Origin of the sequence: Xanthomonas sp. WHRI 8393 (assembly GCF_040203315.1) — a bacterium.
Taxonomy (GTDB): Bacteria; Pseudomonadota; Gammaproteobacteria; order Xanthomonadales; family Xanthomonadaceae; genus Xanthomonas; species Xanthomonas arboricola.
Genome location: NZ_JBEGGL010000002.1, coordinates 659,620 through 673,197, shown reverse-complemented (window position 1 = coordinate 673,197; position 13,578 = coordinate 659,620). Strand labels below are relative to the sequence as shown.

General features: G+C 66.5%; 14 protein-coding genes. 8 read left to right on the top strand and 6 right to left on the bottom strand.

All coding sequences use genetic code 11. The annotated features are described in order from the left end of the window. Positions 1-122 precede the first annotated feature (122 nt). The 6 genes from zipA to ABQ137_RS08965 all read right to left on the bottom strand — a co-directional run bounded on the left by zipA (position 123) and on the right by ABQ137_RS08965 (position 6,740). Entirely contained in the window at positions 123-854 is a 732-nt protein-coding gene (gene zipA, locus ABQ137_RS08990; protein ID WP_102584325.1) for a cell division protein ZipA, read from the bottom strand. A gap of 56 nt (positions 855-910) precedes the next feature. After that, positions 911-4,414, bottom strand: a complete 3,504-nt coding sequence (smc, locus tag ABQ137_RS08985) for a chromosome segregation protein SMC (protein WP_184610727.1) — start codon at positions 4,412-4,414, stop codon at positions 911-913. Positions 4,415-4,621: 207 nt separating this feature from the next. Then, a complete protein-coding gene (gene rplI, locus ABQ137_RS08980) occupies positions 4,622-5,071 on the bottom strand; it encodes a 50S ribosomal protein L9 (RefSeq protein WP_016904199.1) in 450 nt (149 codons plus the stop codon). 234 nt (positions 5,072-5,305) lie between these two features. Further along, positions 5,306-5,536, bottom strand: a complete 231-nt coding sequence (gene rpsR / locus ABQ137_RS08975; protein WP_005991243.1) for a 30S ribosomal protein S18 — start codon at positions 5,534-5,536, stop codon at positions 5,306-5,308. Between the two features lie 11 nt (positions 5,537-5,547). Next, positions 5,548-5,982, bottom strand: a complete 435-nt coding sequence (gene rpsF, locus ABQ137_RS08970; protein WP_006451585.1) for a 30S ribosomal protein S6 — start codon at positions 5,980-5,982, stop codon at positions 5,548-5,550. A gap of 419 nt (positions 5,983-6,401) precedes the next feature. Next, the gene (locus ABQ137_RS08965) at positions 6,402-6,740 is read right to left on the bottom strand and encodes a HesB/IscA family protein (protein WP_016904198.1); all 339 of its coding nucleotides are present in this window, start codon (positions 6,738-6,740) and stop codon (positions 6,402-6,404) included. A 207-nt stretch (positions 6,741-6,947) separates the two neighbouring features. Here ABQ137_RS08965 and asnS point away from each other — a divergent pair, with 207 nt between their 5' ends. From asnS to ABQ137_RS08925, 8 genes are all read left to right on the top strand, one after another. Next, positions 6,948-8,342 carry an asparagine--tRNA ligase gene (gene asnS / locus ABQ137_RS08960; RefSeq protein ID WP_039511777.1) on the top strand — a complete coding sequence of 465 codons (1,395 nt, stop codon included), beginning with the start codon at positions 6,948-6,950 and terminating at the stop codon, positions 8,340-8,342. 1 nt (position 8,343) lies between these two features. After that, entirely contained in the window at positions 8,344-8,598 is a 255-nt protein-coding gene (locus ABQ137_RS08955) for a hypothetical protein (protein WP_166771171.1), read from the top strand. Further along, positions 8,595-8,900 (top strand): hypothetical protein, encoded by a 306-nt coding sequence (locus ABQ137_RS08950; protein ID WP_065032404.1) that lies wholly within the window; start codon positions 8,595-8,597, stop codon positions 8,898-8,900. The genes ABQ137_RS08955 and ABQ137_RS08950 overlap by 4 nt, the downstream gene beginning before the upstream one ends. Then, positions 8,897-9,223, top strand: coding sequence for a hypothetical protein (locus ABQ137_RS08945; RefSeq protein ID WP_024939855.1), 327 nt, complete (start codon positions 8,897-8,899; stop codon positions 9,221-9,223). Before ABQ137_RS08950 ends, ABQ137_RS08945 begins: the two co-directional genes overlap by 4 nt. 1 nt (position 9,224) lies before the next feature. After that, the gene (locus ABQ137_RS08940) at positions 9,225-9,863 is read left to right on the top strand and encodes an FMN-binding negative transcriptional regulator (RefSeq protein ID WP_349782073.1); all 639 of its coding nucleotides are present in this window, start codon (positions 9,225-9,227) and stop codon (positions 9,861-9,863) included. 90 nt (positions 9,864-9,953) lie between these two features. Then, complete coding sequence (gene can, locus ABQ137_RS08935) at positions 9,954-10,616, top strand: carbonate dehydratase (RefSeq protein WP_016902447.1); 663 nt, start codon at positions 9,954-9,956, stop codon at positions 10,614-10,616. Between the two features lie 85 nt (positions 10,617-10,701). Further along, positions 10,702-11,232: a 3-hydroxyanthranilate 3,4-dioxygenase gene (locus tag ABQ137_RS08930; protein ID WP_024939857.1), complete on the top strand. Its 531-nt coding sequence runs from the start codon at positions 10,702-10,704 to the stop codon at positions 11,230-11,232. A 199-nt stretch (positions 11,233-11,431) separates the two neighbouring features. Continuing rightward, positions 11,432-13,573 carry an FUSC family protein gene (locus tag ABQ137_RS08925; RefSeq protein WP_184610739.1) on the top strand — a complete coding sequence of 714 codons (2,142 nt, stop codon included), beginning with the start codon at positions 11,432-11,434 and terminating at the stop codon, positions 13,571-13,573. Positions 13,574-13,578 lie beyond the last annotated feature (5 nt).

Genomic DNA, 13,578 nt, shown 5'->3' with positions numbered 1-13,578 from the left:
CGGTCAATGGCTCGCAATCACTGGCTCAGCGACGCTCGATCACGAGCGGTGCGCAATCACCACTGACGCACATCACCACTGACGCGCATCACCAGCAGCGCGCACTTAAAAGCAATACGCACTCACCAGCGCGGCGACTTGGTCAGCGGCGGTGCCTGGTGCTGGCGATCGTAGGCGCGCAGTTCGTCGCGGATATGCGCCACGCGCTGGCGGCCCAGCGCATTGCGGCTGTCGTCCAGCACCACGCCGTCGAGCAGTTCGGCCATGCGCTGCACGGTCGGCAGCATTTTTTCCCAGGCATCCAGTGCGGTCATCGGCGCTGGCAAGGTGAGGAAGAACGCAATCGCCGGGGTCTGCATCTCGCGGATGTTGGCCATGTCGAAGCTGCCGGGCTTGAGGATGCTGGCCATGCTGAAGATCGGCCCGCGCTCCGGATGCCCTTCCACCAAACGGTGGAAGACATTCATGTGACCGAACACCAGCCCGGTCTTCTCCGCAGCGACCACCACGTCTTCGCCGCGCAGCACCTGGCCGGCCTTGGCGGCCACGAACAGCGAGACGATCTTGTCGAAATCCTGGTTGGGCCGCTTGCCGACATCGTTGCCGCCGGCCGCATCGGCATCGTCCAGGTTCAGTTCGCTTTGCTCGGCGCCTTCATTGCGCTCGAACGGGTCGCCCTCCACGCCAGGCTCGCTGGAGATCACCGGCTCGCGGCGCTCGCGCGGTTGCCCGTCGTCCTTGTCGACCCGGCGCCCTTGCGGCGATTTTTTCGGGCGACCAAACAGGAAGATGGCCGCGACCAGCAGCAGTCCAGCGATCAGGATCCCGATCCGGATCATGGCCATGTCGGACATTCAGCGTGCCTCCGCATAAGAGTGACAGGTGTCGATATTCCGACAAGCATGGCACGTCATGCCGCACCCGCCAAACGTGCGGCCTCTTCCAGGTCCACGCTGACCAGGCGACTGACACCCGGCTCGCGCATGGTCACGCCGGAAAGCTGGCGCGCAGCTTCCATCGTCGCCTTGTTATGGCTGACGAACAGGAACTGCACCTTCTCGCTCATTTCCCGCACCATATTGGCCAGGCGGCCGACATTGGCTTCGTCCAGCGGCGCGTCCACCTCGTCGAGCAGGCAGAACGGCGCGGGATTGAGCTGGAAGATCGCAAACACCAGCGCCACCGCGGTCATCGCCTTCTCGCCACCGGACAGCAGCGAGATGCTGGACACGCGCTTGCCCGGCGGGCGCGCCATGATGGTCACGCCGGTATCGAGCAGATCTTCGCCGGTGAGCTCCAGATAGGCGTGGCCACCGCCGAACAGGCGCGGATACAGCGCCTGGACGCCGGAATTGACCCGGTCGAAGGTGTCCTTGAAGCGGCCGCGGGTTTCGCGGTCGATCTTGCGGATCGCCTCTTCCAGCGTCTCCAGTGCGGTGTTGAGATCCAGATTCTGCGCGTCCAGATATTCCGAACGCTGCGCCGCTTCGCCGTACTCCTGGATCGCGGCCAGGTTGACCGGTTCCAGCCGCCGCATGCGGCCGTCGATCTGGCCGACCGCCGCTTCCCACTCGGCCACGTTCGCGGCTTCCGGCAACCCATTGACGACGTCTTCGAGCACAAAGCCGGCTTTCACCACGGCGGCCTCCAGTTGCTCTGCGCTGAGCACCAGCGCCTGCTGATCGAGCTTGCGCTGCGAGATGCGCTCGCGCTGGGCCAGCGCCTGTTCGTCGCGCTGCTGGCGGGTCTGCTCATAGCTGCGCAGCTCGCCATCGATGCTCTCGAGCATGGTGCGCGCTTCGCTCAGCACACGCTCGGTGCGTACACGCTCGCTCAACGCGGCCTGGTGCTCGTGCTCCAGCGTTTCCACCGGCGAGTCGCCGTCGCTGAGCTGGGCGACCAGGTCCTCCAGACGCGTATCGAGCTGGCCGCGCTGGCTGTCCATGCGCTCCAGCGTCTGGCTCAGGGAGGTGATCTGGGTGCGTTGCGATTCCAGCGTCAGCGCCAATGCATGCATCGCATCGCGCACGCCACGTGCGGCATCGCGGGCCTGATCGCGCGCATCGGTGAGCTGACGGCGTTCGTTCTCCAGCGCTTCGCGCGTGCCTTGCAGGTCGCCCATCAGGGTCACCGCGTCTTCGAGCTTGGCGCGTGCCTCGCGTGCCTGCTCGCGGCTGGTGTCCAGCGTTTCCAGCAGCTGCGACAATTCGTTTTCGATGCGTTCGATGCGCGTGCGCGCGGCATCGACCTTGCCCTGCTGGCTCTGCAGCTGGCCGGCCAGCTCGGACACGCTGCGGTGCGCCATGTACAACTGGCGCTGCGCATCTTCGCGTTGCTGCTCGGCCGCCAGCAGTTGCTCGCGGAAGCTACCCAGGCGCTGCTCGAGTTCGGCCTCGCGCTCCTGCAGCATTTCGATCTGCGCACGCAGCTCCTGGATCTCGCGCTCGCGCAGCAAGGCGCCCTGCTTGGCGGCACCGGAGCGCGACACCCGCACCCAGCCCTCGCCCAGTCGCTCGCCGCTGCGGGTGATGACCGAATCGCCTTCGGGCAGGCTGCGCTGCAGCGTGCGCGCGGCGTCCAGATCCTCGGCCGCGTGCAGGCGCGCGAGCAGGCGACGGATCGCGATCGGCCCCTGCACCTTGGCCGCCAGCGAGGTCGGCGCGAAGCTCGCGTTGTCGCTGGCACCGGACACCAGCGCGATGCGGCCCTCGCCCAATTCGCCCAGCGCATCGACCAGTTGTTCCGGCGCATCCACCAGCACGCCTTCGATCAACTGCCCCAACGCGCCTTCCACCGCGTTTTCCCAGCCGCTTTCGACCGTGATGCGCTCGCCGACACGTGCGGCAGAATCCAGCCCGCGTGACTTCAGCCACGCCACTGCGGCGCCCTGCTCCTGGCCGAGTGCGGCCTGCTGCAGGGTTTCCAGCGACGACAGCCGGCCACGCGCAGCCTGCGCCTGCTTGCGCACGTCGGCCAGTTCGCCCTGGCTGGCGCGCTGTTGTTCCTGTAGCCCGCCGAGCGCGTGCTTGCGCGCTTCGACCTGCTCGGTCAGCCCGTCCAGCGAGGTCTTCTGGGTTTCGTGGCGCAGCTCGATCTGCTCGAACGCCTCGGCCAGCGCATCCAGGTCCAGCCCGGCGCGCTCGTTGACCAGCGCTTCGCGGCGGCGCTCGGCCTCCAGCGACTGGCGATCGAGATAATCGACGCGCGTGCGCTCCACTTCGCCGGCACGCGAGGCTTCGCCGGTGTCGCGATTATGGGTTTCCCAGCGCTGCTGCCAGTCGGCCAGACGCGCTTCGGCCTCGCGTAGCGACTCCTGGCGGAATTCGTGGTCTTCGCGCAGCTGTTCCAGTTGCGGTTCGGCAGCGTCCACCGCCTCGCGCAACACCGCCAGCCTGGCCGAATCGCCGCTGATGTGCTGGGTCAGCTCCTGCAACTGGCTCTGCGCCTCGTCGCGCGCCTTGTGCAGGCGATGCGAGAGTTCGCGCTGATGCTGGATCTGCTGCTCGATGCGCGCCAGCGCACCACCGACCTGATAGACATCGGCCTGCGCCTTGGCCACCGCTTCGGCGGCTTCCTCGCGACGCGCGCGCCCGGTTTCGATCCGCGCCTCGGCATCGCGCTGTTCGGCGATCAATTGCTGCAGCCGGGTCTCTTCCTGATTCAGTTTTTCGCGCAGGCCCTGCAGCCGGCCATCCAGGCCGCGGTACTCCAGCGCCTTCCACTCGGCGTCCTTGATCCGGCGCTCTTCCTGCAAGGCCTGATACTGCTCGGCCTGGCGCGCCTGGCGCTGCAGATGCGCCAGCTGCTTGGTGATCTCTTCGCGCAGGTCGCCCAGGCGATCGAGGTTCTCGCGGGTATGCCGGATGCGCGTTTCGGTTTCTTTGCGGCGCTCCTTGTACTTGGAAATGCCGGCGGCTTCTTCCAGGTACACGCGCAGGTCTTCCGGGCGCGCCTCGATGATCTGGCTGATCATGCCCTGCTCGATGATCGAGTAGCTGCGCGGCCCCAGGCCGGTGCCCAGGAACAGGTCGGTGATGTCGCGGCGCCGGCACTTGGTGCCGTTGAGATAGTAGGCGCTGTTGCCGTCGCGGCTGACCAGGCGCTTGACCGAGATCTCGTTGAACGAGGCGAACTCGCCGCTGATGGTGTGATCGGAATTGTCGAAGATCAGCTCCACCGTCGCCTGCGACACCGGCTTGCGCGCCGAGGAGCCGGAGAAGATCACGTCGGTCAGCGAGTCGCCACGCAGGCGGCTGGCCGAACTTTCGCCCATCACCCAGCGCACCGCGTCGATGATGTTGGACTTGCCGCAGCCATTGGGACCGACGATGCCGGTCATGTTGGTGGGCAGGTGCAACGTGGTCGGGTCGACGAACGACTTGAAACCGGACAGTTTGATCGTGGACAGGCGCATGGGACTGAAGGTTCCGGGCACCGCACGGGCGGGGCCGGCAGGCGCTTTTTCCTGTGAAGCCGCCCCTAAGCCCTTGATCCACAAGATCTATGGGCCGTGGAACCGGCAATGGAGCATGAGTATAGCGGGCCTGGCATCGCTGGCGTGGCCGCAGAAAGACGAAGGGCGCCTAACCAGGCGCCCTTCGGGTATAGCGTACAGCGTGGATCAGGCGTCGGATTCGACGATGACCTTGACCGAGGTTTCCACATCGGCGTGCAGGTGCAGCACAACGTCGTACTCGCCGACATTGCGGAATGCGCCTTCGCCCAGGATCACTTCGCTCTTTTCCAGCGGCAGGCCGGCGGCGGTGAACGCCTCGGCGATGTCGCGCGGGCCGACCGAGCCGTACAGCTTGCCTTCGGTCGACGCATGCGCGCCGATGGTGACGCTGGCGCCTTCGAACTTGCCGGCGCGGCTCTGTGCATCGGCCAGGATGGTGTTGGCCTTGGCTTCGTAATCGGCACGCTTGGCTTCAAATGCTTCGACGTTGGCAGCGGTGGCCGGAACGGCCTTGCCCTGCGGCACGAGGAAGTTGCGGCCGTAACCCGGCTTGACGCTGACCTTGTCGCCCAGGCCGCCGAGGTTGGTCACTTTCTGCAGAAGAATCAGATCCATGGTGGTGCTCCGTTATTCGTTAGCGCCGGCACTTTGGCCGACGCAACGTTTGCTGTCCGAAAAGACGGGATTCGGGAATCGGGATTTGGGAATCGCAAGAGCACGATCAACACCGCATCTCGAATGACCGGCCTCTATATTTTTAATAACCCGCACATGGATGTGCGGGCTCTTGTGAGGGACTCACATACAACCGTGCGGGCTCTTGTGAGGAACTCACATCAACGACTCGGATTAAACGTCGTGATTGTCCGTGTACGGGATCAGCGCCAGGAAACGCGAGCGCTTGACGGCCGTGGCCAGCTGACGCTGGTACTTGGACTTGGTACCGGTCACGCGGCTCGGCACGATCTTGCCGTTCTCGGTGAGGTACTGACGCAGCGTGTTGAGATCCTTGTAATCGATCTCTTTCACGCCCTCGGCGGTGAACTTGCAGAACTTGCGACGACGGAAGAACTTGGACATGACAGCGCTCCTTAAGCGGCTTCGGCGTTGTCGCCGTCGGTATCGGTGGCGGCAGGTGCAGCATCGCCCTCATCGTCATCGCGACGACGACGCTCGCTACGCTCGGGCTTGTCGCCCTTCTCGTCCTTGCTCTTCATGATCAGCGACTGCTCGGTGTCCGGGCCATCGCGCTTGACGACCAGGTGACGCAGCACCGCATCGTTGAAGCGGAAGCTTTCCACCAGCTCGCTCAGCACGGCCTGGTCGACTTCAATGTTGAGCAGCACGTAGTGCGCCTTCACCAGGTTCTGGATCGGGTAGGCCAGCTGACGACGGCCCCAGTCTTCCAGACGGTGGATGGTGCCGTTACCGCCCTCGATCAGCGACTTGTAGCGCTCGATCATGGCCGGGACCTGCTCGCTCTGATCCGGGTGGACCAGGAACACGACTTCGTAATGACGACTCATGTTGTATTACCTTTCGGATGTGGCCACGTGGGCCGGACAGCTCCCCGGTGACCCGCGAAAGGCGGCCGGTGGAGCAAGGATTCCCGCCCGGAACCGGGCAGGAAGCAGGAAAGTATGGCAGTTCAGGCGCTTAGCCGCAACCTGGCCGAGCCAGCGGGCGAGCCCACAAACAGGACATCTGCGCAGCGACTGCTTGAGCCCGTCTCCCACCGGGGCGATAAGGCACCGCCGGCGCGCCACTGGCGCGCGTGCCTTGGAACGCCCGCGCCGCAAGCGCGGGCCGGGGCGCGGGGGTTGGGGTGAGGGTCCGCGGCCAAGCCACTGGTGACGTCTAACCGCGCGAGGCTTCGCCCCTTACCCTCATCCGCCATTCTGGCACCTCCTCCCGCAGGGAGAAGGAATAGCGCGCACCAGCGAGCTCAGCGATGCTCGGCTTCGGTCGTAAAGCTCTCCCCGCAGCCGCACTCGGCAGTCGCGTTGGGATTGCGGAAGGTGAAGGTCTCGCTCAGGCCGTGCTTGCCGAAATCGATGCAGGTGCCGTCGACCAGCGGCAGGCTGACCGGGTCGACGAAGATGCGCACGCCCTCCTGCTCGAACACCGCGTCGTCGTCGCGTTTCTCGCGCGCCAGGTCGGTGACATGGCCCCAGCCCGAGCAACCTGTCTTGGTCACGCCAAAGCGCAGACCCAGCGTCCCCGGGGTCTGCTGCACGAAACGCTGCACGCGCTCCAGCGCGGCGGGGGTGAGGCTGATGGCCATGGGGGATGCTCCGGAAACGATGGTGGCAAGTATAGCGAGGCAGCAATCACCGGGGCTGCAGCCGCTGCGACGACGTGTTCCCCAGATGGGGCCATATCCGGCCTTGGACAAGCGCAACCATCCGCAAGCGGTTCAGATGCTCGCGCCGGCGCGCCCGCAGCCAGTAAACTCGCAGACCATTCAAAGTCGCTACGGCGAGGACAAGTCATGACGGTGGTCAGCGTTGAACATGCGCTTGCGGGAAAACTCCCGGAAGGCGGCGAAGTCACGGTACGGGGGTGGGTGCGCACACTGCGCGGATCTGCCGGACTGGCCTTCATCAACGTGACCGATGGCTCGTGCTTCGCTCCGATCCAGGTGGTGGCCAACGACACCCTGCCCAACTTCGACGAGATCAAGCGCCTGACCAGCGGCTGCTCGCTGATCGCCAAGGGCGTGCTGGTGAAGTCGCAGGGCAAGGGTCAGTCGTTCGAGATCCAGGCCAGCGGCGTGGAGATCGTCGGCTGGGTCGAAGACCCGCTGACCTACCCGATCCAGCCCAAGCCGATGTCGCCGGAGTTCCTGCGCGAAGTGGCGCACCTGCGCCCGCGCACCAACCTGTTCGGCGCAGTCACCCGCATCCGCAACTGCCTGGCGCAGGCGGTGCACCGCTTCTTCCACCAGAACGGCTTCAACTGGATCAGCACCCCGATCATCACCACCTCCGACGCCGAAGGCGCCGGGCAGATGTTCCGCGTCTCCACGCTGGACATGGTCAACCTGCCGCGCGATGCCAGCGGCGCGGTGGATTTCAGCCGCGACTTCTTCGGCAAGGAAACCTTCCTGACCGTGTCCGGCCAGCTCAACGTGGAGGCCTACTGCCTGGCGCTGAGCAAGGTCTACACCTTCGGCCCGACCTTCCGCGCCGAGAACAGCCACACCACGCGCCATCTGGCCGAATTCTGGATGATCGAGCCGGAAATCGCCTTTGCCGATCTGGCCGAAGACGCGCGCCTGGCCGAGCAGTTCCTCAAGTACCTGTTCCGCGCGGTGCTCGATGAGCGTGGCGACGATCTGGCATTCCTGGCCGAGCGCGTGGACAAGAACGCGATCGCCAAACTCGAGGCCTTCATCAATGCCCCGTTCGAGCAGATCGACTACACCGAAGCGGTGAAGCTGCTGCAGAACTCGGGCAAGAAGTTCGACTTCCCGGTCGAATGGGGGCTGGACCTGCAGACCGAGCACGAGCGCTGGCTGACCGAAGAGCATATCGGCCGCCCGGTGGTGGTGACCAACTACCCCGAGCACATCAAGGCCTTCTACATGCGCCTGAACGATGACGGCAAGACCGTCGCGGCGATGGACGTGCTGGCGCCGGGCATCGGCGAGATCATCGGCGGCAGCCAGCGCGAAGAGCGCCTGGATGTGCTGGATGCACGCATGGCGCAATTCGGCCTGGACCAGGAGCACTACAGCTGGTACCGCGATTTCCGCCGCTACGGCTCGGTGCCGCATGCCGGCTTCGGCCTGGGCTTCGAGCGCCTGGTGGTGTACGTGTGCGGGCTGAGCAATATCCGCGACGCCATCCCCTACCCGCGCGCGCCGGGCAGCGCCGAGTTCTGATGTGAGCCTGCTGGCCGCCGCCACGCTGCAGTTGCTGGCCTTCGCGGCGGCGTTGCCGGGCGCCGACATCGCCGGCGTGCGCGGCGTCCGACTGGCGCAGCGGGCAGCCGCACATCCCGGTGCAAGCGCCTGGTGGCAGGGTGACACGGCACGCAGGGCGATCATCCACGCCGTGCGTCCCTTATGGTGGACCATCACTGCGCTGGTGATCGGCGCAGCACTTCCCCAACTCGCACTGATGCTGGCGGGCACATGACCCTGTTCTTCGCGCTGTGTTTTGTCGGTGTGGCCGTTGCCGGCCTCACCGCCTTGCTGATCTTCTGGCCGCTGACGCTGGTGCACCTGCGCGACCGACATCCCGAGGCGCTGGCCAGCTTCGGCGAGCCGGCCTTCATCAGTCCTGCGGCGCTGCGCTGGTTGCTGGCGCGGCGCTACCGCAGCCATCGCGACGGTGCGCTGTCCGGCCTGGCCACGCCGGCCTGGCTGTCGCTGCTGACCATCTTCTTCGGCCTGGGCATGGCAGCCCTGCTCGGCCTGCTTTCCAAGGTAATGCCATGAATACACCGCAAGACACCGCACATGACGACCACGATTCGTGGTGGCTGGCCACGATCGGCCGCACGCTGATCTGGGCGCGCCTGCGCGTGAAGCAGGCCGGTACCGCCGAAGTCCTGGACAGCGACGGCAAGATCCTGCCTTACGACAGCGAAGACAGCGCCCGCGCGGCCTTGTTCGATGCCGAATTCGTCGCGCTCGACGGGCTGGACGAAGAAGACGCGCTGATGCGTGGCTTCTCGCTCGATGAGGTCTCGCCGCCGCGTGGCGACGACGATGCGGACCTGCGCGAACGCATGGTGCTGACCCTGGGCGGTCGCGCCTGACATGTACGCCCCACGCGCGTTCGCGCAGACCGATCTGGCCTTGCTGGACTGGCTGATCGCGCGCGACCCGTTCGTCACCCTGATCAGCCAGGGCGAGGACGGACAGCCGGCGATCTCGCATCTGCCGGTGCTGTACCGACGCGATGACCAGGCAGTTGTCATCGAAGGCCACTGGGCGCGCCCCAATCCGCAGGCACGCAGCCCCGGCGACGCGGTACTCGTGGTGCAGGGCCCGCATGCCTATGTGTCGCCCAGCTGGTATCCGGACAAGGAAGCGGCCGCACGCGTGCCGACCTGGAACTACGCCGTGGCGCATCTGCATGGACGCTGCGAGCAGGTGAGCGATGAGGCGGCGCTGGGCGAGCTGATCGGCCGCATGAGCACCCACTTCGAACAACGCGTCGGCAGCGACTGGCTGTTCGAGATGCAGCGCGACAGCCACCGCCGCCAGTTACGCGGCCTGGTTGGCTTCCGCTTCGTTCCCAGCCGCATCGAGCTGACCTTCAAGCTCAGCCAGAACCATCCGGCCGCTAATGTGGCGGCCGTGAGCGATGCATTGCAGCAACAGGCATCGGCCGACTCCCGCGAGGTGGCGTCGCTGATGCGCGATGCCCTGCTTGTACGCGACCGCGCGGTCTGAGCGGCGCGGCACACCCCCGATTTCTGCAACACCGCTTCTCGCTCATCTGTCGATCACACACTGCCCTCCTTCCTCTGGAATACTGCGCGCATGAACGAGCTCAACCATTTGCTTGAAAACAACCGTGCCTGGTCCGAGCGCATCCGCCGCGAGGACCCGGAATTCTTCTCCAAGCTGTCCACCCAGCAGACGCCCGAGTACCTGTGGATCGGCTGCTCGGACTCGCGCGTGCCGGCCAACCAGATCATCGACATGGCCCCGGGCGAGGTGTTCGTCCACCGCAATATCGCCAACGTGGTGGTGCATACCGACCTGAACTGCCTGTCGGTGATCCAGTTCGCCGTCGACGTGCTCAAGGTCAAGCACATCCTGGTGGTCGGCCATTACGGCTGCGGCGGCGTGTTCGCCAGCCTGACCCAGAAGCGCATGGGACTGGTCGACAACTGGATCCGCCATGTCACCGATGTGGCCGACAAGCACGAGGCCTGCCTGCACGACGCGGGCGACCTGCCGGTGCAGCACGCGCGCCTGTGCGAGCTCAACGTGCTCGAGCAGGTGGTCAATGTCTGCCGTACCACCATCGTGCGCGACGCCTGGGACCGCGGCCAGGCACTGCAGGTGCATGGCTGGGTCTACAGCCTGCGCGACGGACGTGCGCACGACCTGGGCATGTCGATCGACCGCCCGGAGCTGCTGCAGGAACGTTACGACGCCGCACTGGCGCGCATCCAGGCCGATCACGCCGAACGCTGAGCCGCACCCGCACGCCAGCCAGCCGCGGCGCCCATCGGCGCCGTCGGTTGGCTATGCTGGACGTCTTCTTTGCCGAGGAACGTCGATGCTGGTCCCGCCGATCAACCTGCAAGCCTGGATCGAGCAACACCGCCACCTGCTCAAGCCGCCGGTGGGCAACAAATGCATCCAGCAGGACGGCTTCATCATCATGATCGTCGGTGGGCCGAACGCGCGCACCGACTATCACTACGACGAAGGCCCGGAGTGGTTCTTCCAGCTCGAAGGCGAGATGGTGCTGAAGGTGCAGGACGAAGGCGTGGCACGCGACATCCCGATCCGCGCCGGCGAAATCTTCCTGCTGCCGCCGAAGGTGCCGCATTCGCCGCAACGCGCGGCCGGCTCGATCGGCCTGGTGATCGAACGCGAGCGCTTGCCCAACGAGCAGGACGGCCTGCAGTGGTATTGCCCGCAGTGCAATCACAAACTGTACGAGGCGATGTTTCCGCTGCAGGACATCGAAACCGATTTTCCGCCGGTGTTCGATCATTTCTACCGTTCGCTCGCGCTGCGCACCTGCAGCCAGTGCGGGCATCTGCACCCTGCGCCGGAGCGCTATGCCACTGTCGAGGCATGAGTGGGCGATGGCAGGGGCAATTCCAGGCACGCGTCGCGCAGGTCTTCGAGCGCAATCGCTCGGCGGTGGCCATCGGCGCGCCGCCGCGCCCTCGCAATGCCGCGCAACGCAATGACGATGCAGCTGCGCGCAGCGCGCCGTGTGTCGGGCGTGTGCACGCGCCGCAGCTGCGCCGTGCGTCCGCGTTGAACCCCATGCCATGCTGCGCACGCTGATCGACCTCAAGCCGCGCGACGTGCCATTGCGCGTTGCGTTGCGTAACACCGCCGCGGTGGTGCTGCCGCTGGCGGTCGGTGTGGCCACCGGGCATGTCGCCGCCGGTCTGGCCGTGTGTACCGGCGCGCTCAACACCATGTTCACCGACCAGCCCGGCCCGTACCGTGCGCGCCTGCAGCGCATGCTGATGGCCGCGCTGGCAGCGGGCCTGGCCGCGTTGCTCGGCATCTGGGTCGGCCACAACACGCCGGCATTGGTGATCGCCGGGCTGCTGCTCGGTCTTGGCGGCGGCTTGCTGGTGGCGCTTGGCCCGGTGGCAGCGCGGGTGGGGCTGACCAGCATGATCCTGCTGGTGGTCAGCGCCGACATGCGCCTGCCGGTGCAGCAGGCCGCGGGCGTGGCGGCATTGATCTTCGCCGGCGGCCTGCTCCAGGTAGTGCTGGCACTGGCGGCCTGGCCATTGCAACGCTATCGCCCGGAGCGCTTCGCGCTGGCCGACCTGATGCGTCAACTGGCCGGCATCGCACGCCAGCGTCCGGAAGCCAGCGCCCCGCCACCGGCCACCCAGGAAGTGCTCGATGCGATGGTGATGCTGCATGGCGAGCATCGCTCGCGCGCGATCGCCGTGCAGAGCTTCCGCATCATCGCCGAGCTGTGCGAGCGCGTACGGCTGGAGTTGCTGTCGCTGGCCGATGTCGATACCCGCCTGACCGACTCGCAGGCGCGCCCGGCGATCGAGCGCGTGCTCGAACGCAGCGCCATCGTGCTGGAGCAGCTCGCGCATGCGATGACGGTGGGCGAAGACCCGCTCGCCGCCAATGCCTCGATGACCGGCTTCGACGATCTGGTCGCCGCACTGGCGCAGTTCCAGCACGACAACGCCGATACCCGCGAGCGCCGGCTGGTGCGCGTGGCGGTGGCGCGCGCGCAAGGCCTGGGCGGCCAGCTGCGCGCCCTGATCCGCAACGCGCATTGGGCCAGCAGCCGTGGCGAGATCCAGGCGCAGCTGGCCGAAGCGCGCCTGCCGGCGGCACTCAGGCCCGCGGCGACCTGGGCCACGCTGCGCGCGAACCTGGATCTGTCCTCGGTGGCGTTCCGGCATGCCTTGCGTTGCGGCGTGTGCCTGGCGCTGGCGATCGCCTTCCAGCGCTGGCAGCAGATCCCGCACGGCTTCTGGATTCCGATGACCACCGCCATCGTGCTCAAGCCGGATTTCGGCGGCACTTTCAGCTTCGGCGCCTTGCGCGTGGCCGGCACCTTCGTCGGCCTGCTGGTGGCGACCTTGCTGGCGCACCTGGCGATGGACGGCGCCAACGTCCGCCTGGCGTTGCTGGCGCTGTTCTGCCTGGGCTTCCGCCTGCTGACGCAGGTGAACTACGGCATCGGCGTGGCGTTTCTGACCGGCATGCTGGTGCTGCTGCTGTCCTTCGAAGGCGTGGCACCGGGCGAGGCCATCGGTGCGCGTCTGCAGGCCACGGTCGCCGGCAGTGCCTGGGCGTTGATCGCCTACGCGGTGTGGCCCACGCGCGAGCGCCGGCATATCCGCGCGTCACTGGCACAGTTGCTGAGCGCCTATCGCGATCATCTGCGCAATCTGCTGCTCGGCAGGATGGACGATCTGGGCGACACCCGCGCTGCCGCACGCGTGGCGCGCACCAACGCGCAGGCCTCGATCGAACGCCTGCGCGGCGAGCCACGCAGCCGACGCAATCTGCACGAGCTCAAACTCGCCGAATCCTTGCTGGCCAACGGCAACCGGCTGATCCGCGCCACCCTGTCGCTGGAGGCGGTGCTGCGCGACGGCCATCCCCTGCCTGCGCTGGAAGCGCTGCCCGCCTTCGCGCAACAGGCCGACCAGGCATTGTCCGAGCTGATCGCCTGCCTGGTCGACGGCGGCATTCCCGCCGCGGCCACCTTGCGCAGCGCCGAGCGCCAGCTGTCCGATGCATTGGCCGCCCTGCCCGACGGCTCGCCCGCCACCGCCGCACTGGCCGACACCATCGACCGCATCACCGACAGTATCGGCACCTTGACGCATCTACTGCGCCCTGCCCGGCCAGCCTCGACCACCGCTGCAGCCGAGGCAGCGGCCGCGCATGACGGCGCACACGGTGCCGGCGGGTAAACTGC